The sequence below is a fragment of the Aeribacillus sp. FSL K6-8394 genome, assembly GCF_038008865.1.
GTDB classification, from domain to species: domain Bacteria; phylum Bacillota; class Bacilli; order Bacillales; family Aeribacillaceae; genus Aeribacillus; species Aeribacillus composti.
This window is the reverse complement of record NZ_JBBPAA010000003.1, coordinates 17,987-40,769: the sequence shown is the minus strand read 5'-3', so window position 1 is coordinate 40,769 and position 22,783 is coordinate 17,987. Positions and strand designations below refer to the sequence as shown.

Annotated in this window: 17 protein-coding genes and 3 pseudogenes; 18 read left to right on the top strand and 2 right to left on the bottom strand. The window is 39.0% G+C overall.

Annotation, left to right across the window (positions count from 1 at the left end):
• The first annotated feature begins 202 nt into the window (after positions 1 to 202).
• From NSR00_RS16900 to NSR00_RS16880, 5 genes and pseudogenes are all read left to right on the top strand, one after another.
• Positions 203 to 556, top strand: a complete 354-nt coding sequence (locus tag NSR00_RS16900; protein WP_066251453.1) for a hypothetical protein — start codon at positions 203 to 205, stop codon at positions 554 to 556.
• 239 nt (positions 557 to 795) lie between these two features.
• Positions 796 to 1,701, top strand: a complete 906-nt coding sequence (locus NSR00_RS16895; RefSeq protein WP_340789918.1) for a carbon-nitrogen hydrolase family protein — start codon at positions 796 to 798, stop codon at positions 1,699 to 1,701.
• Complete coding sequence (locus tag NSR00_RS16890) at positions 1,667 to 2,335, top strand: GNAT family N-acetyltransferase (RefSeq protein ID WP_232515623.1); 669 nt, start codon at positions 1,667 to 1,669, stop codon at positions 2,333 to 2,335. Before NSR00_RS16895 ends, NSR00_RS16890 begins: the two co-directional genes overlap by 35 nt.
• A gap of 247 nt (positions 2,336 to 2,582) precedes the next feature.
• Positions 2,583 to 3,127: pseudogene (locus NSR00_RS16885) on the top strand (hypothetical protein).
• Between the two features lie 441 nt (positions 3,128 to 3,568).
• Positions 3,569 to 4,018 (top strand): SgcJ/EcaC family oxidoreductase, encoded by a 450-nt coding sequence (locus NSR00_RS16880; protein ID WP_063389118.1) that lies wholly within the window; start codon positions 3,569 to 3,571, stop codon positions 4,016 to 4,018.
• A gap of 275 nt (positions 4,019 to 4,293) precedes the next feature.
• Here the strand turns inward: NSR00_RS16880 and NSR00_RS16875 are convergent, their stop codons facing one another.
• Positions 4,294 to 5,865 carry a bifunctional metallophosphatase/5'-nucleotidase gene (locus tag NSR00_RS16875; protein WP_340789917.1) on the bottom strand — a complete coding sequence of 524 codons (1,572 nt, stop codon included), beginning with the start codon at positions 5,863 to 5,865 and terminating at the stop codon, positions 4,294 to 4,296.
• A gap of 185 nt (positions 5,866 to 6,050) precedes the next feature.
• Here NSR00_RS16875 and NSR00_RS16870 point away from each other — a divergent pair, with 185 nt between their 5' ends.
• The 5 genes from NSR00_RS16870 (at position 6,051) to NSR00_RS16850 (ending at position 11,498) form a co-directional block, all read left to right on the top strand.
• Positions 6,051 to 6,986: a phosphate/phosphite/phosphonate ABC transporter substrate-binding protein gene (locus NSR00_RS16870; protein ID WP_340789916.1), complete on the top strand. Its 936-nt coding sequence runs from the start codon at positions 6,051 to 6,053 to the stop codon at positions 6,984 to 6,986.
• 115 nt (positions 6,987 to 7,101) lie between these two features.
• Positions 7,102 to 7,893, top strand: coding sequence for a phosphonate ABC transporter ATP-binding protein (gene phnC / locus NSR00_RS16865; protein ID WP_340789915.1), 792 nt, complete (start codon positions 7,102 to 7,104; stop codon positions 7,891 to 7,893).
• Entirely contained in the window at positions 7,877 to 8,668 is a 792-nt protein-coding gene (gene phnE, locus NSR00_RS16860) for a phosphonate ABC transporter, permease protein PhnE (RefSeq protein WP_340789964.1), read from the top strand. Before phnC ends, phnE (NSR00_RS16860) begins: the two co-directional genes overlap by 17 nt.
• Positions 8,662 to 9,465, top strand: coding sequence for a phosphonate ABC transporter, permease protein PhnE (gene phnE / locus NSR00_RS16855; protein ID WP_445659590.1), 804 nt, complete (start codon positions 8,662 to 8,664; stop codon positions 9,463 to 9,465). Before phnE (NSR00_RS16860) ends, phnE (NSR00_RS16855) begins: the two co-directional genes overlap by 7 nt.
• A 110-nt stretch (positions 9,466 to 9,575) precedes the next feature.
• Positions 9,576 to 11,498, top strand: coding sequence for a DNA-binding protein (locus NSR00_RS16850; RefSeq protein ID WP_340789913.1), 1,923 nt, complete (start codon positions 9,576 to 9,578; stop codon positions 11,496 to 11,498).
• Positions 11,499 to 11,743: 245 nt separating this feature from the next.
• Here the strand turns inward: NSR00_RS16850 and NSR00_RS16845 are convergent.
• A pseudogene (locus NSR00_RS16845) lies at positions 11,744 to 12,055 on the bottom strand (IS256 family transposase); the annotation flags it as partial.
• 321 nt (positions 12,056 to 12,376) lie between these two features.
• Here NSR00_RS16845 and NSR00_RS16840 point away from each other — a divergent pair.
• The 8 genes and pseudogenes from NSR00_RS16840 to NSR00_RS16805 all read left to right on the top strand — a co-directional run.
• A complete protein-coding gene (locus NSR00_RS16840) occupies positions 12,377 to 13,186 on the top strand; it encodes an ATP-grasp domain-containing protein (protein WP_340789912.1) in 810 nt (269 codons plus the stop codon).
• A gap of 641 nt (positions 13,187 to 13,827) precedes the next feature.
• Positions 13,828 to 14,169 carry an IDEAL domain-containing protein gene (locus tag NSR00_RS16835; RefSeq protein ID WP_063389111.1) on the top strand — a complete coding sequence of 114 codons (342 nt, stop codon included), beginning with the start codon at positions 13,828 to 13,830 and terminating at the stop codon, positions 14,167 to 14,169.
• Between the two features lie 859 nt (positions 14,170 to 15,028).
• Positions 15,029 to 16,957: a sigma-54-dependent Fis family transcriptional regulator gene (locus tag NSR00_RS16830; protein ID WP_340789911.1), complete on the top strand. Its 1,929-nt coding sequence runs from the start codon at positions 15,029 to 15,031 to the stop codon at positions 16,955 to 16,957.
• Between the two features lie 205 nt (positions 16,958 to 17,162).
• On the top strand, positions 17,163 to 18,152 hold the full coding sequence (locus tag NSR00_RS16825) for a thiamine pyrophosphate-dependent dehydrogenase E1 component subunit alpha (RefSeq protein WP_144597639.1): 990 nt from the start codon (positions 17,163 to 17,165) through the stop codon (positions 18,150 to 18,152).
• A gap of 25 nt (positions 18,153 to 18,177) precedes the next feature.
• Positions 18,178 to 19,197, top strand: coding sequence for an alpha-ketoacid dehydrogenase subunit beta (locus NSR00_RS16820; protein ID WP_340789909.1), 1,020 nt, complete (start codon positions 18,178 to 18,180; stop codon positions 19,195 to 19,197).
• A 29-nt stretch (positions 19,198 to 19,226) separates the two neighbouring features.
• On the top strand, positions 19,227 to 20,612 hold the full coding sequence (locus NSR00_RS16815; RefSeq protein WP_340789908.1) for a 2-oxo acid dehydrogenase subunit E2: 1,386 nt from the start codon (positions 19,227 to 19,229) through the stop codon (positions 20,610 to 20,612).
• A 392-nt stretch (positions 20,613 to 21,004) separates the two neighbouring features.
• Entirely contained in the window at positions 21,005 to 21,586 is a 582-nt protein-coding gene (locus tag NSR00_RS16810; RefSeq protein ID WP_340789906.1) for a class D sortase, read from the top strand.
• Between the two features lie 677 nt (positions 21,587 to 22,263).
• Positions 22,264 to 22,752: pseudogene (locus NSR00_RS16805) on the top strand (sugar phosphate isomerase/epimerase family protein); the annotation flags it as partial.
• Positions 22,753 to 22,783: the final 31 nt, after the last annotated feature.

The following is a 22,783-nucleotide window of genomic DNA, read 5'->3' as shown; positions in this document are numbered from 1 at the left end:
ATGAGCCGTTTACAACATCGTTTAAGAGTTTTAAAGGTTTATTAAAGGCGGATGTGAGGTCAGAATACTTCTTGTTAAATTTTGTTTTTATATTAAAAATATTCCAGTCTATACCGATATAAAAATTGGAAATTTTATAAAATAAGGAATAAGACATTATTGTGGCTATGTAAATTTTACAATTGTTAGGGAGTGATCCTATATGAATATTACTGAAACTCAATATTTTGCTGCTTATACGCAATTGACGCTTGTAGCTCCGTTCAAAAAACATTTGGAAACAGGCAGCCCTTATGGCAACGAGACAAGAGAAGAATACAACAGCAAAATGGATTTTTATGAATTTATGGACGCAATAAAGGAAGGGAAAATTGTAAATGAAGATTTAGCCAGAGAAACGTCTCATTTCCATAATAAAATTTTGGATGATAAGATGAGGTATGGTGGAGATCCATTTTTCAATGCTGAAGTAGCAAAAATTATTCAAAAAGCATTTAAACTCGGTTTAGTCGGAAAAAACGAAGAACTTATTGCCAAATACGAGCAAAGCATTTAAAAATGGAATAAAACAAGCCGCTTGAACGCCAAATCACCGGCAGTCAAACGGCTTGTTTTCGTTTTGTCTGTTAATTTTTAGTGAATTATTTCACTTCTAAATAAATAGTTCAAGTATTCTCTTTTGTTCCAGCAAAATGCTTTACACAAAATCAAATTAAATTAAAATAAACTGGTTTTATGTTATACTTTGTTCAGTAATAAGCGGGGAACAGATTATGATGAAGGGAAAGAGGCTGCATGAAAATACGAGTATCTGCTGTTCAATATCATCTTCATTCCATCGGGAGCTTTGAAGATTTTGCAAACCAAGTAACGCATTATGTTAAAACCGCAGAAGAGTTTGCTGCTGATTTTGTTCTTTTTCCTGAATTTTTTACGACTCAATTGCTGTCCATTCCGAATCAAAAGCAGACGATTCAAAATTTACCTCATTATACGGATCGATATTATTCACTATTTACATCGCTTGCTAAAGAAACGGGCATGCATATTATTGGAGGCACTCATATTATCGAAAAAGAGGGACGATTGTATAATACTGCCCATTTATTTTATCCCGATGGCCGGATAGCAGAACAAGCGAAGCTTCACTTGACGCCGACGGAAGTGAAAGAATGGCATTTAACTCCAGGAGAAACGGTTCAAATATTTGAAACCGAAAAAGGAAAGATTGCCATGTTAACTTGTTATGATATCGAATTTCCGGAAATTGTTCGAATTGTACGAGGAATGGGAGCTGACGTTGTTTTCTGTCCATCTTGTACGGATGACCGCCACGGATTTCAACGAGTGCGCTATACAAGCCACGCCAGAACGATTGAAAATCAAATCTATGTGGTGACAACAGGGACAGTAGGTTCGCTTCCTACCGTTGATTTTATGAGGGCAAATTTTGGCCAGGCAGCGGTCATTACTCCGAACGACATCCCATTTCCGAAAAACGGGATCTTGATGGAGGGGGAAATAAACCACGATATGATTATTACGGCGGATCTTGATTTATCTCTCTTATACAAAGTGAGAGAAAACGGATCTGTCACCACTTGGAGAGACCGCCGCTTTGATTTGTATCCTGATTTAAGTGTTCATGGACGAAAGGGGAATGGAGATGAGCCGTTACAGAAAGAGATTTTATCTGAATAATCAAGGTCGCAATGTCGAAGTGGTGATAAGGAATTATAATGAAGCAGATTTTGATGAATTAATTGAAATTCAAAAGGAAAGCTTTCCGCCGCCTTTTCCATCAGAACTTTGGTGGAATAAAGAGCAATTAACGAATCACGTGACATTGTTTCAGGAAGGCGCTTTATGTGTTGAGGTAGAAGGAACGTTAGCAGGATCGATGACATCTTTAATCGTGAATTTTGATCCCGCCCATCCTGATCATACTTGGGAAGAGATAACGGACAACGGCTATATCCGTAACCATGATCCGAATGGCAACACTTTATATGTTGTGGATATTTGCATCCGTCCGTCCCACAGAAAGCTGGATTTAGGAAAATGGCTTATGCAATCAATGTACGAAGTAGTTGTCCATAAAGGATTGGATCGCTTGCTCGGCGGCGGCAGAATGCCGGGATATTATAAATATGCGGATGAGATGTCAGCTGAACAATATGTCGATGCTGTCGTCAGCGGAGATTTAAAAGACCCGGTTATTTCATTTCTCCTCCGTTGCGGACGGACGCCTCTTGGAATTGTGGCTAATTATTTGGAGGATGAGGAATCCCGTAACTATGCTGTTCTAATGGAATGGAAAAATCCGTTTAAATAAGTAATTGAAAAAAGCTGCTTGAACGCCAATTATTGGTGATACAGCGGCTTTTTTTCATGCTCGCTCTCTGCTAATATTTTAAACTTGCTTTCACATGGAATATGAGCCAGTTTCCATATCAAACTTCGGCTTTTTGGATCTGTACCTCCGATATGATCGTTCGGCATTTACATATTGCAGCCATTGCCTATTCACTTTTGCCTAAGGTAAAATCAAGCATAATAAGGCATAAATGGGGCGATAAATAGTGGATGAACGAACGAGGCATTATTTTGCGGAATTGCAGTCAAGTGATAGAAATGCGCAGTACGAAGCGTACAGCAGCATTATGAAGATCACTGAAGAAGAAGTCGATTGGGCGTATGAAGTATGGGATCAGCTGAAGGAAGAGCTGACAAGTAAAGACCCTCATAAGCGCTCGCGTGCTGCTCAGTTTTTAAGCCGCTTAGCGATCAGCGATCCCGAACAGCGAATGTTGGAGGATTTTCCTCAAGTTTGGGAAGTAACCTATGATAAAAAGTTTGTAACTGCCAGACATAGTTTGCAGACTATTTGGAGGATTGGTTTAGCTGGGGAAAAGCAAAAAGAGATGGTCATCCGTCATTTGGCAGCTCGGTTTGACAACTGTGTTGACGAAAAACATGCGACACTTATTGGTTCGATATTATTCAAGGGCTGCGAAACTTGTATGATAAAGTGCAGGATGAAGCGATCAAGCAGCTTGCCTTCGATTTAATTGAAAAGGAAGAAGATCCGAAATATCAAAAAAAATATGCAGCAGTATGGAAATAGAAAAAAAGAGCCGTCAGTAGCAACACTCCCAGTAAATGAATGGCAATATGATTGAAAGAATGATTGTTTGCTGATTATAGTAGTGGCTTTAGAGGATCGGAAGGTATTTGCAGACTGTCTCAGGCATTCATCTCCAACAGATTAATTGAAGAACAAACATATTCTTACAATAACAGAAGGAAAAATAATGCCCTTTTAAAGTGATTGCACATCAAATAAATGCCGTTTGAAGTGAAAAAAGAAGAAAATTTTCATTTTGAAGTATTATACGCTGTCAAGCTTCTATAAAAAATGCTTTTGATCATTCGTCTCAGCGTTTCAAAGCAGAGGTTTCAAAAGAAAAAACTGCACGTAAATATTAAATCGGCAACATTTTATAAAAAAATTTTTCAGTTGATTGGCTATCATAGAACAAAGAATTACATTTCGGAGTGATAAACGATGGAAAATTCTCAAATAAATGAAGTTCAAGAGCTGTACCAGCAACTAATCAATGCGTGGAACAATCGAACTGCTAGCGGAATGACGGATCTGTTTACTAAGGATGGCGAAAGCATTGGTTTCGATGGCAGTCAGTCGATTGGACGCGATGAAATATTCGCACATCTCCAGTCCGTCTTTGAACACCACCAGACAGCTAAATTTGTCAGCAAAGTGAAAAATGTCCGGTTTCTAGCTCCTGATATCGCTATTTTACGAGCGATTGCCGGTATGGTTCCTCACGGCCAGTCCGATTTAAATCCTGATGTGAACACTCATCATACACTTGTTGCAGTGAAAACGGAAGGAATTTGGCGTATTCAGCTTTTTCAAAATACTCCAGCTCAGTTTCATGGCAGACCTGAATTGGTTGAACAAATGACCGAAGAGTTAAGACAGCTGCTTAAATAATCCATGTCCTGTTCAGGGGAATGGTGAAATATACTTTCATGCAAAAAGAAGATTAGGAAAATCCTAAATCTTCTTTTTTGATGTGTGCGAATAAAACGCTTCACATTTTCATAACGAAAAAATCATTTTTATATAATCATCGTTGATATCAAATTTGTTATTAATGACTTTTTGTTGCTGTAAGCCTTTGTGATATTTGGACAAGTAATCTTTGATACCTATTAGTGGCATTTGTTTTAAATAAAAAGCGGGCAAATCGGAAAATGCTTTTACTACTATAAAACTACCCTCCAATTATGATTGCAAGCTGCGATGATAGTTTTGTGCTCTAATATGTAGTTGGCAATGAGTTCGGTCATGTCGATGGGGATATTTTTAACGATCGGTTTTTCTTTAAACATATCAAAATTGCCTGTTCCACCTGCGCGGTAGCTGTTCATGACGACATCATATTCTTTGTCAAGCTCCAATGGGCTGCCGTGATAATTTAGCTTCACAACTCGTTGGCCAACTGGATTAGAGATTTTTAATTCGTATTCAATTCCTTCCCACATATCATAATTGTAATGCTGCGGTTTAGGATATAAGAAAGCGGGATTGACAGAGATTGTTCCGTTTTGAACCGTAAAATACTTGGCGCTTTGCTCTAAAGCATCTTTAATATCTTGGCCGCTGATGCGGATGACAGTTAATGTGTTCGGATAAATATAATTGGAAACAATATCGCGCATTGTAACATGTTGTTTGAATCCAGGCAAGTCATTATTGAATAAGGCAGTGGCAGAAATATCAACTTTGGCTGTTTCCATTTGCACCTTATTGATAAATTCTATAAAAGGATTGTCTTGTAATCGGGTCTTGAATGGATCAGATACGGTCATGTCACCAATAACGGTTCCGATCGGCTGATCCAGCCATTTTTGCGTTTCTTGTTCAATATCGGATATCAATGCCAAAACATCTTGATTCGCTTCCATTTTTTCATCAATTTTGATTAAGTTGGAATGACTAACGATTGCGGGGCTGTTTCCATTTGCCTTTTGTCTAACTTTCATCGTCACTTCACCCAAAAATTGCCCCAGATGGCTTGGCTGAATGATTGTGATGCCGTTTAGTTTATCTGCGAGTGGGCGGTGCTGATGGCCTGTGATTAAAATATCAACACCCTCTAGTTCTTGGCACATTTGGTAGGCTTGGTTTTCTCCTGTCAGCTGTTCTAAAGGCTCTCCTGTTTGTAGATCCCTTTCAAATCCTCCATGATATGAGACGATCATCACATCTGGTTTTTCTTTTTGACGAATATCATTCACCCATAATTTAGCCGTTTGCAATGCATCTTTGAAAACGAGTCCCTCAATATTTCGCGGTTCTTCCCAATTAGGGATGAAATGAGTGGTTACACCAAGTACAGCAATTTTGACACCGTCCAATACTTTGACGAAATAAGGTGTTCCAAAAGCAGGCTCTCCTGTTGTTTGCTTTAAGATATTGGCGGACAGCCAAGGAAAAGCAGATTGGTGAATCGCTTTTTGCAAATAATTGAGCCCATAATTAAATTCATGATTTCCCAATACGCATGCATCATATTGGAGATCATTCATAACTTGAATCATCGGATTTTCACTGTCGGGTCTCCTTTTTGCGTGATAATAAGTCAACGGGCTTCCTTGAATCAAGTCTCCATTATCAAGTAAGAGCACGTTCCCTTTTTTTCTTTTTTCTTTTATAATCGTGGCTATTTTGGCCAGTCCGAAGTTTTGTTCAGCTTTGTTTCGGTAATTGGTCGGGTAAATGTAGCCGTGAAGATCGCTAGTCACAAGCAAATGAATCGTAGTTTCCTTCTCCATTATTTTCCTCCTCCTTTTTTCATCATAACAAATTGTTGCAAAAATGAAACGAATAATTGAGTGAAAAGAAAAATTTACAAAGTTAACAAAATATTATTAATATTTTATAACAACATTTACAAATAATAAAAAAATTGGTGTTAAAATGGAAATTAGATTTTCAAAAAGATATGGGGGAAATTAATATGTTTAAAAAATTAGTAGCTTTTGGAACAATACTAGCTTTAACAGCGGTGGTCATCAGCGGATGCGGGGACTCAAGCCAACAAACTAATAGCAGCAAAGAATCAGAAGGGTATATTCCGAAAACTCTTTCTGTACAATTTGTACCTTCTCAAAATGCAGATACATTGGAAGCCAAAGCAAAGCCGCTTGAAAAGTTATTGGGGGATCGTTTGGGTATACCTGTAGAGGTGAGTGTTTCAACGAACTATAATACCATTGTTGAAGCAATGGAATCCAAAAAAGTAGATGTAGGATTTTTGCCGCCAAATGCCTATGTGCTGGCGAAAGAAAGAGGTGCTGCTGAAGTAATTCTTCAAGCGCAACGTTACGGAGTGGATGATGAGACCGGGCAGCCAACAGATGAACTAGTAGACAATTACAAATCAATTTTTGTAGTGAAAAAAGATTCTGCTATTAATAGTGTGAAAGATTTAAAAGGAAAGAAAATTGCTTTTCAAGATGTCACTTCATCTGCAGGTTATGTTTGGCCGGCCGCCACGCTGATGGATAATGGGATTGATCCATTAAAAGATGTGCAAGGAATAACAGTAAAAGGGCACGACCAAGCGATTATTTCTGTTTTGAACGGTGATGTCGATTGTGCGGTTGTTTTCCAAGATGCCCGCAATACCGTAGCAGGAGATTACCCAACTGTTTTCGAAGATACGAAAGTCATTGAGTTTACAGAACCGATTCCGAACGATACGATTTCCGTCCGTTCCGACATGAATTCGGAATGGATTGACAAAATCAAGAAAGCTTTTATTGATATTGGAAAAGATGAAGAGGGGCATGCGATTATAAAAGACATCTATACGCATGAAGGCTACATAGAATCGAAAGACAGCAACTTCGATATCGTCAGGGAATATGCTGAAAAAGTGAAAACTGAATAATGTATTTTCATAAAATATAGCCAGTCGAATCGTTCGTACTGGCTAATCTCTATGAATAGATAAAGCAACATCGGGACGTTTCGATAAATTATTTAAAAAAAGGTTGGTATGCAGAGTGATAGAATTTCATCGTGTTACAAAAATCTATCCCAATGGTGTAGTAGGATTGGAAAATATTGATTTAAAAATTGAAAAAGGGGAATTTGTTGTGATTGTCGGTTTATCTGGCGCTGGAAAATCAACGTTGCTACGTTCTATTAATAGATTGCTTGAAATTAGTTCCGGAGAAATAACAATAGATGGGAAATCCATCACGAAAGCAAAGGGGAAGGAACTCCGCCGCATCCGCCGCGACATTGGGATGATCTTCCAAAATTTTAATTTAGTGAAAAGGTCGACTGTTTTGCGAAATGTTTTATCTGGAAGAGTCGGCTACCATTCTACTCTCCGAACCGTTTTGGGATGGTTTCCAAAAGAAGATGTGGATTTGGCCATGAATGCTCTGGAACGAATGAATATTCTTGAAAAAGCGTACACCAGATCGGATCAGCTTTCAGGAGGACAGCAGCAAAGAGTGTCAATTGCTAGAGCTTTGGCGCAAAAAGCTAAAATCATTTTAGCGGATGAGCCTGTAGCATCTTTAGATCCTTTGACAACAAAACAAGTAATGGATGATTTAAAAAAGATCAATCAAGAGTTAGGAATAACGCTTGTTGTCAACCTGCACTCGGTCGATTTAGCTAGACAATATGCCACAAGGATCATCGGCCTGAAAGCAGGACAAATTGTGTTTGACGGATCTGCTAGGGAAGCGACAGATAAACGGTTTTCTGAAATATATGGAAAGCCTTTTGAGGTGGGAACAAATGAAGCGGATAGAGAGTTTAAATATGAATCGATTCACTAAACAAGAAATTCCTAAAGCACCTACTAAAATAAAGCATTACTTGACAGCAGCGTTGATTGTGCTGCTGATCGGCTGGAGCGCCTATCAAACGGAAAGTTCTTTCATCGATTTTGTTGAAGGGTTTCCAAATATGTTTGATTTGCTTGTGCAAATGTATCCTCCCAGCTGGTCATATTTTGATGATATTGTTCCGGCAATGCTTGACACATTCCGCATGGCGGTTATAGGGACAACGATGGGAGCTTTGCTTGCGGTCCCATTTGCTTTGTTATGCGCAAGCAACATCGCTGCAAACACTTGGATTTATTACCCGTTCCGATTTATTTTAAATTTAATTCGTACCCTTCCAGAACTGCTTTTGGCCGCTATATTTGTTGCGATTTTCGGATTGGGGCCATTACCAGGAATATTTGCTTTAGCTGTTTTCTCAATGGGCATTATCGCAAAATTAACTTATGAAGCGATGGAAAGTATTGATAAAGGCCCATTGGAGGCAATGACGGCAGTTGGCGCCAACAAAATTCAATGGATTGTCTACTCTGTCGTTCCACAAGTGTCCCCTTACTTTGTCTCATTCGTTCTTTACACCTTTGAAATCAATATAAGGGCTGCAGCTATATTAGGGCTAGTTGGAGCAGGAGGAATCGGAGAATATTATGATAAAACATTAGGTTTTCTAGAATACGACAAAGTGAGTACAATCATTATCTTTACATTAATGGTTGTTTTGTTGATCGACTATATTAGTACTAAATTGCGGGAGAAACTATTATGAAGAGTGTTGCAAGACCAGTTAAACCAAAAAAGAACCAGTTTAAGCTGTGGAGTATATATGTGTCATTGGCTGTTATTTATGTATGGGCATTATCTGGTATTCCAATAGAAGGATTTAAAGAAACGGCCGGCCAAATTACAAAAGCAATTTTATCCGGCATTCTTTCTCCTGATTGGGGTTATGTTTACTTGCCCGATGGCGAAGATTTGCTTCGAGGGCTATTAGATACTTTAGCGATTGCTGTATTAGGCACATTTATTTCAGCTTTTCTATGTATACCGTTTGCTTTTTGGGCGGCTAATAACATGACGAAAGGGAAGATTGCGGCAGGAATAGGAAAATTTATTTTAAGCTTTATCCGAACATTTCCAGAACTAGTGATGGCGTTGTTATTTATTAAAGTAGTAGGCCCTGGCTCTTTTGCCGGCGTGTTGGCGCTCGGACTCCATTCCATCGGGATGCTCGGCAAATTGTTTTCAGAAGAAGTGGAAAATATTGATTTCGGACCAATTGAAGCTTTGAAAGCTACAGGAGCAAGCGGCTTGCAAACGCTATGGTTTGCCGTTGTTCCACAAATCATTCCTGGATTTATCTCATACACCTTATATCGTTTTGAAATTAACCTCCGTTCCGCAAGCATTTTAGGAATCATCGGTGCAGGCGGAATCGGTACACCGCTTATATTTGCCATGCAGTCTCGCGACTGGAGTCGTGTCGGTATTATTTTATTAGGAATCATTGCCATGGTTACGATCGTCGATATCATTTCCGGCTATTTGCGCAAGAAGGTAGTTTAGCAGATGCTCATAAGGCAGCAATGTATATCGGAAGCTTCAGCAACAATGGCTGAACTCAATAAAAGGCTTTTTGCCTTGTTGAGTTAATAAATTATGGAGGTAGAGTAATTATGAGAAAGAAGCTGTTGCAGGGCCTTATGGCAGTATTGGCGTTTTTTATTATTGCTTTGGAAAACGTAACTGTAAGTGCAGAAGGTCCGAATGATCCGGCCCCAATCTTAGTTCCTAGCGATCCGAACGGCAAGAAAGTTTTGTTTGATAACAGCCATGGCCAAACAGCAGGACAGTCCGATTGGGTGATTGATGGTGCATTTTCCGATTTTGCCAATGCATTGCTTGAAGCGGGATATACAGTGAAGGAGCATCGGAGTTTAGATCCGCTTACTCTGGAAGATTTAGAAGGTTATGATGTTTTTATTATTCCAGAGGCACAAATTCCTTTTAAGAAGTCTGAACAAGATGCTATTGCCGAGTTTGCAGAACAAGGGGGAGGCGTATTTTTTATTGCCGACCACTATAATGCCGACCGAAATTTTAACCGTTGGGATTCAAATGAAATTATGAATGGTTGGCGCAGAGGGGCTTTTGATAATCCAACAAAAGGGATGGATCAAGGTGAACAAGCCGCAATGGCCGGTGTTGAAAGCACTGATTGGCTAAGTGAAGAATTTGGTGTAAGATTTCGTTTTAACTCGATAGATAACACAACAGCAAATGTGATTGTACCATCTGATGAATCCTTTGGAATAACGAATGGCATTGATGAAATATCGATTCATGCAGGTTCTACACTGGCTATTATGAATCCGGAAATTGCTAAAGGGATTGTTTATTTGCCTGATGGGCTTACTGTAGAAGAAAACAAATGGAGCAATGCAGTTGACGAAGGGGTTTATTTTGGCGGCGGAATTCATGAAGGGCCCTTTGTAGCGATAGGAAAAAAAGAAAGAGGAAAGGCCGCTTTCATCGGCGACTCTTCTGTGGTGGAAGACAGCACCCCTAAATATCGAAATGAAGAACACGGCGGAGTCAAGAGAACGTACGACGGATTTACTGAAAAAGATAATGGCCAATTGCTAATGAAAATTGTCGAATGGCTGTCTCATAAAGAAAGTTATCTGACCTTCTCTGAACTTGGTATACCGCTTGATCAGCCTTCACCAATATTAGAAATGGAAACCCCAGAGCATTCTGAGGAGCTGAAGCCTGAGCCTTGGCGTTCACCGAATGAAGGTTATCTTTGGTATGACCAATCGACATTTGCTGACGGTTCATTTGGCTCGGAAATGGATCCTCCAAAAGACATTAAATATAACATTGAAACACCTGAATTTTTGCCAACTGGCGGAGAACCTTTTCAAGTAACACTCAAATTAACAGATATGAAACCGGGACAAGTCATTGAAAATGGAGAAATTCAAGTATATTTAGAAGGTGGTACATCAATTTCGCAAGTTCGGCTTCCGAATGGAACATGGCCAACCACTTACGGTTATCAAAGTGTTGGGAGCATTCAAGCCAATCAGCATGGTGTGGCGGAAAAAGTACTGACAATGAGGCTTAACCCAATGGTACAAGACGGAACAACAGGATATATTCGTCTTCGCATAGGGGCTGGAAACAACGTCTTTACCAAAACAGTCGGTATCGGTCAGTCAAATGTTGAGACGCCGCCTAGTGGTGAAGAGAAATATCAATTGTTAACACCGAAATTCATTCCGCTCGGTGGTATACCATTTCCGGTAGAAGTGGTGATGAATGGTTTAACACCTGGCCAAACAGTAGCAAATGCACAAATCCAAATATATTTGTCAGGCGGCAAAAGCATTTCGCAAATCCAATTTGAGGACGGAACATGGCCAACCACTTACGGTTATTTCAATATCGGCAAACTGACAGCAGATGAAAATGGAAAAGCAAAGAAAACGATCATGATGCGCATCAATCCAAATGTATCGGCTTATGAAGCCTATATTCGCCTGCGACTAGGTTCGGGCAATAACGTTCTCACGCAGAAGGTAGCTATGAGATAGCCATTACAAATTGAAAAATGTGTGTATCAGGTTTTTTAGAACAGTATTTTGCAACGGGGTTAATAATTATGTTTACATTAATTCGATAAAGTATCACTAAAATGTTATTCAGCTGAAAGAAGAAGACTAAATATTCACCCTTACGTGTGGAAAAGCGGTGTTCCTTATATGCCCCTTTTTACATTATTTAGTGATCCGATAAGTCCTAATAAGATGAAGCCAGTATAGAAAAACAGCTCATTTTTCTATACTGGCTTTTGTATATGTTTACAATTTTTACTAGAAAACAGCTGGCGTATGACGGCTATCCCTTCATGAGCCTCGGCAAATTCTTGAAGCTTTCTCTCCGCCTATTTCTCATTAAAATCCTGAATTGTTTTCCTCAGCTTTTGAGTTCAAACTGTACATCGACTTCAAACGTTTCCGAATCTCCTTGATCGTCTGTTCGATTACATTGGTCGCATACATCACGCTCCGAATACTGACTGGATTCGTCCATAATTGTCAGAAGGACATCCAAGTCGTTGCTGCGATTGCGCCTCTCTCAGATACTTAGTAATGACGGAATGGCAGATCATAAAATATTGCCTGCGCCCCGGGAGCAATGGTGATACGCTTTCTCAGGCGTAATCACTTGCAGCACTGGCGGGATCACTATAAATAAAAACAAGGGGATTCCCTTTTTCCACTTCAGAGTCGAAGTAATAGCATAAAAACATCCGCCTGTCTAATCCCTTTCAAAATGCATAATGAAGCAAAAAATTTCCCACGGCATTTGAACGGGGAAACAATTGAAAATTTTATTTGCGAAAATTTCATGAAGATTCTATTATTTATTTAGAAAATCGCTATATGTTTTGGAGTGTGGTCGCATATTTATGAAAATGGTTTCTTTTAATGCATACCGGACTATCGGAATTCCAGGTGTTCACTATATAAAACCTGATAATATGTTTAAAGAATTAGAAACCATTCGACAAGCGGATATTGTTCTTTTTCCTGAAACGTGGCAAGCCCCTGCTCTTGTATACGGATTAAAGAAAAAAATTTTTCCGAGCATTGAATCTTTGCAATTGGGCTTCAGCAAGGTGGAAATGACAAGAGCTCTTTGGACGGTGGCGCCAGAGCATGTTCCATATACGGAAATATTGGCGAGCACCCCAAGCAATATCGAAAAAGTGTTGGAAACTTTCCCATTCCCATTTGTTGCAAAGGAAGCCCGGAATTCAATGGGGCAGGGGACTTTTTTAATAAAAAATGAGTATGATTTTTATCAATATGCCAATCGGAATGATGTGCTGTACGTACAAGAATATTTAGAAAACGATGGAAAAGATTTGCGGATTTGTATCGTTGGAAAGGATATTTTGACCGCCTATTGGCGGGTAGGGGCGGAAGGGGAGTTTCTCCACAATGTAGCCCAGGGAGGCAGCCTCTGTTTTGATTTTATACCGCAAGAGGCTTGCGAGCTTGTGTTGAATGTCTCAAAACAATTGAATATTAATCATGCCGGTTTTGATGTACTGGTAAGCGGAGGACATTATTATATTCTTGAGTTTAATGTTCTTTTTGGCAATCAAGGCATTGCCGAAAGGGGATTATCTGTAGAAAAAGCAATCTATGACTATTTGCAAAGCGAATTTGTGCCTCCTTTTCCAACATCACCGACTACAAAAAAGGTTATTTAAATCAATAAATGCTAAATGTTCATTTTTGTAGATTCATAGTGATACTTAATAAGGAAAAGACGGAAGAAATGCAATAGTTTTTCTTATCAAAGAGTGGGAAGCGGCCAATTGGAAATTTTTGTTTTTTTGAATGGGAAATACAGTATGAAATTGCTTGTGGATAGATCGTGCGCCAGCTTTGGAAAAGATGTATTAACGGGCTTCCTTCGTCGATTGTGTACATGCTTCAGGAAGAGCATGTAATGGTTCATTTGCATGAAGAATTATTTTAAAAAAACTTTTTTCTCGCTATTGCTCAGCTGATCACAAAGGGTAGATTTTTTTATCTTTAAACGAAAGGACAGCCGAAAGTTGCACCTTCCTTCAATAACGATTTGCCGCACAACAGGTAAAATTTGAGCCGGCTGTCTGATTTATGTTTCACATGGAACAAATGTGCTGAACGTTTGTCTATTGCAATAAATATGAAAACATTTATTATAAGGTATATATTTGAAAAAATGGAATTTTAAAATTTTTATTATTTCCCAGGTTAAATTGTTTGCGTTCCCTTTATTATCATGTAATAATTTCTGTTAACAACATAGATATTTAGTATTTCAAAACAGATCTCTATAATACTGCAAGTGGTGGTGTATAAAATGGAAGGAATCAATCAGTTGCCAGTGAAAGTAGGGGATTGGGTAAAAGGAAAAACAAAAAGCGGCGAATTTATTTACGGTTATGTTGAAACGATAGATTCATCACAAAAGATTATAAGAGTAAAAGTTATGGCTTGCGACAATGAAATCGTCGTTGGTAAAACAGTTGAAACATTAAATCATTGGGTAAAAAAATTGCCCGTATCTCCAATAGAAAATGAAGAGCAGATTAAAGCATTAATTGATTTAGCCTTGTTAACAAAAGATGAAAATTGGTTTATGGAGCTGTCCAACAAATTAAAACAATTAACGAAAGAAAAGGAGAAAGAAAACATAATATAAATGAATAGGACAGCTCCGATGATAATTTTTTCACAATAATTTTTATGATCGTTTTAATACGATTCACGTTCCCCCGTTATAACTTTATGTTATCCTCCCAGAATATAGAGCATTTTATTATTTCAATATATTATACTTCTTTCCCATTGCCAAAAACCTTTATTCTTTTATAGCTGCCCAAATTCCTACCATTGTATATATTTTTTTATCAGTTCAATTCAGTTGTTATGTAATGAAGGAAGCCGTTTGAAAACATCATCATACTGATCAATATTTGTTCACAATGGGGAGTCGTTTGAAAATCGTTTCGTCTTTTTTTATGAAACATATTAAAAAATCACTGATTTTAAACATTAGGAATTACTGTTTAAATGCCATGAAACCGTTTCTTTTAGAAAAAACAGAGCTTTGCCAAATCACCATCCGATCAAGTTGATAACTGGCAATACAAATTTCCAAACACATGCATAATGGAAAAAAGAGAATGATTTGGCCTTCCGTGCAGCAGCAAATAAGGCTGATTCCAATCTTTTGGAATCGGTTTTTTTTATGACCAATTTTGTACAATTTTGTCGATGTGTCCAGTACGATCGGCAACTGTAAATTTCTGTATTTACGGGATATCAAAAGAAGGGAGCCCCAATTTCTCATGATTGAAAAAGCAAAAGGGGGTTTCCAGCATTTTTGATTTAAAAAGTTTCAAAATAAAAGGAGCTTCATTCAGTGGATCGCTAGTTCTCACAGCTTTTTTGTAATGCTACAATAAAGGAGAATATTAAAAAATACGATAAACATTGTAAGCTGGCATGTGATGCGATTGGACGGAGAAGCTTCAATCAACAATTGAAGGAGGTGTTTTATGATGAAGAAAAGAGAGTATGTCAAACAATGTTGGAAGCGCTTTATTTTTGAAAATAAGCTCGACGAAAAATTATCTCCCATTGTAAAAGATTCATGGATTCGTTCCAAAGAAATGGAAGTTGACCCTTTTCAGCGATACGGTCAAATAAAAAAAATTGAAATAGACCATTACAAGCCTTTAATTGAATGTTCGGTTCCGTTTATGGAAGGATTGTATTCAATCGTAAAGGGCTCGGGTTTTTTAGTGATTCTTTGCAACGAAAAGGGACAGTTGTTAAAATCAATTGGCGACGCTGATACGTTAAAGATGGCAGCTGATATTCAATTTGTGGAAGGTGCTGATTGGAGTGAACAAGCAATGGGAACGAATGCAATCGGCACTTCGATTGTGATCAATCAACCTGTACAAATATATGCTGAGGAGCATTATTCGGAAATTTGCCAGGCATGGACATGCTCGGCTGCGCCCATTCACGATTCAAAAGGAAAGATAATCGGCGTATTAAATGTTTCAGGCCCATATGAAAAAGTGCATCCACATACTTTAGGAATGGTAGTGTCAGCAGTGAAAGCGATTGAGTACCAACTGGAGCTGATTGAAAAGACAGAAAAAAACATTATGATGCAAAGATTTCTTGAAGCGACTACCAATAATATGAAAGAGAGCATCCTCATTTTCGATACGGAAGGGCTCATTATTAAAGTGAATGATCAATTAAAAAAGCTGCTTCAATTGAATCATTCTTGCCTGGAAGGGAAAAAGATCAGCGAAGTTTTTAGCAACAAATCGATTATTTCCAATCGCCCTCGACATCTTCAAAATCATGAACTGCACTTAAAAATAAAACAGTCAAACAAAGTTTTTCATGTTCTAGTTGATAAACTCCCCATTTATAAAGACAGCCAATGGATCGGTTCAATGATGATTATAAAAGAGATTCAAAAGATAAGACAATTTATTAATCATTTATCAGGCAATCAGGCGAAAATCACTTTTTCTGATATGATCGGGAAGCATCCCCAGTTTCTCCAAAAAGTAAACGAAGCGAAGCTAGCAGCAAAAACGGACTCAAATGTATTAATTTTAGGAGAAAGCGGTACGGGAAAAGAAATGTTTGCACAAGCGATCCATAATGAAAGTGACAGAAAGCATAAGCCTTTTATAGCCATCAATTGCGGCGGAATTCCTCGAGATTTATTAGGAAGCGAACTGTTTGGTTATGCGGACGGTGCTTTTACCGGAGCGAAAAAAGGGGGAAGTGCAGGAAAATTTGAGCTTGCCGATGGCGGTACGCTTTTTTTAGATGAGATTGGAGAAATGTCTTTGGAAATGCAAGTATTGCTTTTACGAGTCATACAAGAAAAGGAAGTGGTGCGAATCGGCGGGCATAAAGTTTTGCCTGTTGATGTTCGCATCATCGCAGCGACGAACAAAAATCTTCGGGAAGAGGTCGAAAAAGGCAGCTTTCGGGAGGATTTGTTTTTCCGGCTTAATGTCATGCCGATCACTTTGCCGTCATTGCGAGAAAGAAAAGAAGACATACCGCTCCTTGTTCATCATTTTATTGAAAAAAATTGTGAAAAGTTAAATAAGCCTTTTCCTGAAATCAAACCGGATTTTTTTCAAGCGTTAATACATTATCATTGGCCGGGAAATATTAGAGAATTGCAAAACATAGTAGAAAGAACTTTAAACAAATTGACGAAGCCTGTTTTAACTATTAAAGATTTGCCTGAGGAAATTATAAAAACGGACTCCAAGCCAAAATCGGAAACGGTGTTTATTCATCGAGATGAAATGAAAAAGCAGTCGATCTTGCAAGCTTTACGTCTATATAACGGCAACATCACAAAAGCTGCGCAATATTTAGGGATATCACGAAGCACTTTTTATCGGCAAATGCAAAGATTTCAAATCCCTTATTAATATCATTTGTTTCATTTCGTATCAAATTGTATCATTGTGTCTCTAAAAAGCGTCCCAAAACGGGACGTTTTTTGTGTAGCATAAGAAAATCTTATTCATTTTCAATGAAACTAAATATATCAATCACGAAAAATGTAGTTTGGCACAATTTTTGCATTTAACTATTTGAAACCGTTTTCTATTTTGGTAGAAGGGAGAGAATACATTGGCAATTTCTAAAAATGATCTTTTATGGATGTATGAAAACATGTACAAAATCCGTTATTACGAAGACAAAATGGCAGAAGCTTATACTGAAGGGAAAAATCCGGTTTTCAATATTGGGGCGGGTCCTGTTCCTGGCGAGATGCATTTGGCAACAGGGCAAGAACCGGCAGCCGTTGGCATATGTGTTCATTTGAAAAAAGAAGATACGGTTACGTCGCCGCACAGGCCTCATCATCATGCCATCGCGAAAGGCGTTGACCTAAATAAAATGACGGCTGAAATTTTCGGAAAAGAAACCGGGCTTGGCAAAGGCAAGGGAGGACATATGCATTTGTTTGATCCGGATGTCAAGTTTTCCTGCGGAGGAATTGTTGGAGCAGGAATCCCACACGCTCTTGGAGCAGCTTTAGCTGCTAAGAAAAAAGGGAAAGACTGGGTTGCGGTTTCATTTATCGGAGAGGGAGCTGCCAATCAAGGAGCTTTCCATGAGTCATTAAATATGGCAGCACTTTGGAATTTACCTCTTATTGTGGTGATTGAAAATAATCAGTACGGAATTTCTGTTCCGAAAACAGCATCGACATCTGTAGCATCTAACGATGTTCGTGCAGCTGCATATGGCATTAAAGGATATTACGTCAAAGACAACGATCCGATCAGCATGTACGAAGTATCAAAAGAAGCAGTGGAACGCGCCAGACGAGGCGAAGGTCCATCGATTATTGAAATTGAAACATATCGTTACTTGGGGCATTTCCAAGGGGATCCGGAGTTGTATAGAGATAAAAATGAAGTGTCGCTTCTTCGGGATAAAGATCCGATCATCCGCCTTCGAAATCTATTAATCTCTGAACAAAACATAGCGGAAAACGATCTTGACATCATTGAAAATAAAGCAAAACAGGAAGTAGACGCTGCTTATCAATTTGCACGCAGCAGCAATTATCCGAATCCGGAAGATGCTTTAAAAGATTTATACGTTTCGTAAATAAACAGGAAAGGGGTTATAAGCTGTGCAAGGAACAAAAACGCGCTTATTAACGGGAAATAAAGCCATGGCGGAAGCGATTAAATTGGAGATGGAGCGAGATCCAAACGTGTTTGTCATGGGGGAGGATGTCGGAGTTTACGGGGGAATCTTCGGATCGACAGAAGGATTATTTCAACAATTTGGATCAGATCGAGTGATTGATACCCCGATATCTGAAACTGCATTTATTGGAGCGGCCGTTGGCGCAGCAGCCGAAGGAATGCGGCCGATCGTTGAATTGATGTTTGTCGATTTCTTTGGCGTTTGCATGGATCAAATTTATAACCATATGGCAAAAATCCCTTATATGTCGGGCGGTCGAGTGAAGCTGCCGATCGTGCTGATGACCGCTGTTGGCGGAGGGTACAGTGATGCTGCTCAGCACTCTCAAACTTTGTATGCAACGTTTGCGCATTTGCCGGGAATGAAAGTGGTGGCTCCATCCACTCCATATGATTTAAAAGGGATGATGATTTCAGCCATTCGGGATGATAATCCTGTAGTCTTTATGTTCCATAAAACGCTGCAAGGCTTAGGATGGATGGATCAATTAGACGCATCAGTCGGTCATGTTCCGGAAGAAGCCTACACGGTGCCGTTAGGAAAAGCAAACGTTGTTAGGGAAGGGAAAGATATAACAATTGTAGGGATTCAAATGACGACTCATCATGCATTGGAGGCTGCCAAAAAGCTGGAGCAAGAAGGAATTGAAGCAGAAGTCATCGATTTGCGTTCACTTGTCCCGTTAGATCGTGAAACAATCCTGCAATCCATTAAAAAGACTCATCGATTACTTGTAGTAGATGAAGATTATTTATCATACGGCATGACGGCGGAGATTGCTGCCATAGCTGCAGAGGAAGGCTTGTATGACTTAGAAGCTCCGGTCAAACGATTGGCTGTACCAGATGTGCCGATTCCTTTCAGCCGCCCGCTTGAACAGTTTGTTTTACCGAATGCAGAAAAAATTTATCAAGAAGCTATAAAACTCGTTAATGAATAAATCTACCATTTCTTTCACAGGAGGCCAACATGATTATTGAAATTAAATTGCCGCAATTGTCGGAAGAATATAATGAGAGCTTAATTGCATTTTGGCATGTGTCTGAAGGGGATGAGGTGGAGCAAAATGACATACTTGTTGAAGTTCAAACGGAAAAGGCGGTATCGGAGCTGCATGCACCTGCAAGCGGAATCGTGAAGGAAATCCGTAAAAAAAGAGGAGATACAGCATCTGTCGGCGAAGTGCTTGCAACAATTGAAACAGCTGAACGCGACGGGCAGCCTGACATCAAACAAGAAGAAACGAATGAAAGATTGAAAGAACAAGAAAGATCGGAAGGACAAGCAGCGACGGAGCAAAAAGTCGAGAAAAAGGCGACGCCGCGCGTGAAGAAATTAGCGAAAGAGCTAGGGGTGGATTGGCGGCTTGTGGAGCCGACTGGTTTAAACGGGAAAGTAACGGAAGAAGATATTCGCAACGAGTACAAGAAGCGGGAAAAAGAGAAGCAAACAAATTCTTCATTCATAGTGGCCGCTCCATCCGTGCGCAAATTTGCAAGAGAACATCAAGTGAATCTTGAAGAGGTAATTCCATCGGGTCCAAACGGCAAAATATTAAAAGAAGATATTGAGGCCGTGATCAATAGGCGCGAAAATCAGCAGCCTGAGATGGAAAGTCAGCAAAAAAATCAGAAGGAAGAAACAAAGACCAATTCGGTACAAGATGAATATATTCCGCTTTCAAACATTCGCAAACTCATTGCACGTTCAATGGTTCATTCGAAAAAGACGATTCCGCATGTAACACATTTTGATGAAGCGAATGTTACTAAGCTTGTTCAGCATCGGCAAAGTGTAAAATCGTTTGCGGAAGAGGAAGCAATCAAACTCACCTATTTAGCTTATGTTGTGAAAGCGTTGACGATCGTTTTGAAAAAGTATCCACAATTAAACGCTTCCTTTCATGAAGAACGTGAAGAAATCATTTTGAAGAAACAATACCATATCGGTTTTGCTGCTGATACAGACCGCGGCCTTGTCGTGCCGGTCATACGGCATGCAGACCAAAAAACATTATTTCAAATTGCTAAAGAAATTCACGAGCTTACCCTAAAGGCAAGAGATGGTTCCATTCAAGCGGATGAAATGACAGGCTCTACATGTACGATATCGAATATCGGATCAGCTGGCGGCGCATGGTTTACACCGATTATCAACCATCCGCAATCGTGTATTCTTGGCATCGGCCGAATCGAGAAAAAAACTGTTGTGGTCGATGATTCGATTGAAATTGCATCCATGATGGCGTTATCGCTCAGTTATGATCACCGGATTATGGACGGAGTGTTGGCACAAAAAGCATTGAACGCGCTAAAAAAATATTTGAACGAGCCAAATTTCATTTTTGTCAATTAATGTGGGTTTGAAGAAATATAGACAATATTGGGGCTGTTCAGACAGTCAAATCTCCATTGAAAACAAAAAACATCAAATATCAACGTTTTTAAAATATTAAAGGGGGCCGTCTATAAGCCGAAAAAGTCTTATAGACAAGCCCCTTTGTCCTTCACAACAATTTTAAATTCTGCCCTTGAGACGTTCTTACTTTTTTTACTTATTTCAGATCAATTGAAAACAGACCGACGCCTAGCATTTTTATGGGCTGCTTTAACAGGTTTCCCTAAGAACAGTAGCTGGGGTCCGATTATTTTATTTTTTGGTTTTCTCCGCAAAATGAAGCGGATGTCTTCTCGACTTTTTATGGTAAAATAATTAACAACAGTCTCAATTAAAGGAAGAGGATGCATGTGAAAAAATGGCTGCCCATTTTGTTTATTGGCTGTGGTTTGTTTTGTGTCGCATATGGCGGATGGAAGTTATGGTCAATGCACAGCGCACAAAATGAGGCGTTGAAGGAAGCCCATCAGCTTGTTGGTGCAGAAGGTGTAAAGAAAAAGGAGAGAAGCGAAGTTGTACCAAGCGACTTTCAACCGAAAATGGACGAGGTGATTGGCATTTTGCACATCCCGAAACTTAAAGCACAATTGCCGATCGTTGAGGGGACGGATGCAGACGAATTGGAGAAAGGCGTCGGTCATTACAGAGGAACTGCTTTTTCTGGGCAAAACGACCAAATCGTTTTATCAGGACACCGGGATACAGTTTTTCGCAATGTTGGCGATTTAAAAATTGGAGATGAACTCATTGTTGAAATGGAGTATGGTCGTTTCACATATTTGATTCAAGAAACAGAGATTGTAGATGCCGATGACCGAACAGTGATCCGATCTACTGCTCCAAACGAAGTTTTAACGTTAACAACATGCTATCCGTTCGGTTATATTGGAAATGCGCCACAGCGATATATTATTTATGCGGTACCGGCATAATTCAGTGGAAAAACGAGCCCTTGCTGTAAAGCATCAAGGGTTTTTTTCTGTTTTAATAAAGTCATTCAGCCGTCTATCGGTAACTGTTCATTTAGCATTTGAATGAAGTTAAATGAGCGGTAATTGAATGATAAATTTGGGGCTTTAATTGCAGATTAAGGCGATGTCGATTTCAAATTATTTCATAGTAAGATCCAATGGGCATTCATAAATAAAAAATTCTAATTTTTGATCGGAGAGTTGTTCGAGTTTTGTTTTTCAATATTTCATTACTGTACACGTGCATGTATGCTGTATGTCTCTTGCAATTGGCAGTATATTTTACACTTTACATCTGCATTTGCTGAAAAATGAGTCTGCTAAACTGTCTGGATAAATATTGGATTACCTGTTATGACCAGAAGCCCGGTTTTTTTCTATTGGCACCCAATGGTTCAGTTATTGCTGTGATTGGATATTTGTCATCGGATACAATGTGTTGCGTAGTTTGAAGAATTGACTTTGTCAATCATTTAAAATGCCGCCTCGGAATATATAACAATTTGTTTTTTATTCTAAAAACCTTTTTTCCCTTTTAACGCTAATAAAGTTTTACAAACAATTAATTTTTAAAAAAGTAGAAAAAGTATTGCTTTATAATCATCTAGTTGTCGGCGGGGGAGCTGTACGTTCAAACGGGATTTTATAAAATTGCTTTTGAAATGCACCCAGGTTTTATTGTTTACAATCCTGAAACTTTATTAAAGTTAAGAGAAAATGTAGGGCCAAGTATTGGAGCGAATTTTGATCCAAGCCATCTCATTTGGCAAGGCATTGATCCTGTTGAAGCAATAAAAAAATTAGGACGTGAAAATGCCATATTTCATGTACACGCTAAAGATACTTATTTGGATCAAGCAAATATACAAGTGAATGGCGTTTTAGATACAAAGCATTACAGTAAAATTTTGGACCGATCATGGACATTTCGGTCGGTTGGCTATGGCCAAGGTGAAAAAGTGTGGAAGGATATTGTCAGTGCCTTGCGTGCTGCCGGATATGATTATGTTCTTTCAATTGAACATGAGGATATGCTGGCATCCATTGATGAAGGATTAGGAAAGGCAGTAAGCTTATTAAAGCAAATTCTTTTTAAAGAAGAAGTTGCTGAAATGTGGTGGGCATAACAGTCACATTGTAAAGGTAATCCCTAGGGAA